The following is a 1303-nucleotide window of genomic DNA, read 5'->3' as shown; positions in this document are numbered from 1 at the left end:
GTCTAGGATGACTACGAACAGAAAAATGTTTAATTTCAAATTCATTCCACTGTCTGTGGAATAATTTTATGAAGGTGAATAAGGTGGAAACTTTACACAAACGTTGTGCTGGTTTGGATGTTCACTCAGAAACCATTGTGGCTTGTGTATTACTAGGTGATTCAGAAGCTGAATTGGAAAGAGTAATTGAAACTTTCCCAACATTAACGAAGGATTTATTTCGTCTGCTTAAATGGTTAGAAGAAAAAGAAGTCACTCACATTGCGATGGAGAGTACGGGAGTTTATTGGAAACCAGTTTACAACATCTTAGAAGATTTTTTTGATATTACTTTGGCTAATGCACAAAGGATTAAAAACGTTCCCGGTAGGAAGACAGATGTTTCGGACGCAGAATGGATAGCTAAATTATTAAGACATGGACTAATAGAGAAAAGCTTTGTCCCTCCAGAAGACTTTCGAAATTTACGAGATTTGACTCGACTTAGAAAGAAATGGATTGGGCATATGACATCTGAGAAGAACCGAATTCAAAAAGTGTTAGAGACTTCAAACATAAAATTAAGTACTGTTATTTCAGATGTTTTTGGTGTTTCAGGAAGGAAACTCTTGGAACAATTAATATCTGAAGGTTTTATTGATCAGGAAGAAGTTGAGAAAAAGATACATGGAAAAATGGCTCATAAAAAACAATTGATTACTGATTCTTTATTCGGTACATTAAATGATCATCAACTTTTTCTAATCCAACAATCCTGGATGCATATTACTTATCTAGAAACGTTAATATCCGATATTGAGAAAAGGATCGATGAAATCTTACTAGACTATCAGGAAGAAGTTCAACTTTTAATCACAATGCCGGGTATTAAAAAAGATACAGCTGCAGTCATCCTTGCAGAAATTGGTGTAGATATGGGACAGTTTCCAACTTCTAAACATCTCGCTTCATGGGCAGGATTATCACCTGGAAATCATGAAAGTGCAGGAAAAAGAAAAAGTACACGAACAGTTAGAGGAAATCCACATATTAAATCTGCATTGTGTGAAGCTGCATGGGCTGTTTCNNAAAGCACTCGTTGCCATAGGACACCGAATGCTTACGATTGTCTATCATATGCTTCAGAACAAAGAACCCTACCACGAGTTAACTTCAAATTAGCATTATAGACAAAAAATAGAAAAGTTAAACGAGAAACCGTAAAGTACGGTAGCTCTGCTTTCCTATTGCCAAATTTAGTTATCTATAGCTTAATCAAATGCGATCAAGTTTAAACCTTTAATTTATTTTCACAGAAAAAGAC

Annotated in this window: 1 pseudogene; it reads left to right on the top strand. The window is 35.0% G+C overall.

The features are described from left to right. Positions 1-83: 83 nt before the first annotated feature. Positions 84-1161: pseudogene (locus tag COD11_RS25765) on the top strand (IS110 family RNA-guided transposase). The last annotated feature ends 142 nt before the right edge of the window (positions 1162-1303 follow it).

Origin of the sequence: Bacillus sp. AFS040349 (assembly GCF_002577655.1) — a bacterium.
In the GTDB taxonomy this organism is placed as follows: domain Bacteria; phylum Bacillota; class Bacilli; order Bacillales; family Bacillaceae; genus Metabacillus.
The sequence above is the reverse complement of the archived record's forward strand: the minus strand, read 5'-3'. Positions and strand labels throughout refer to the sequence as shown.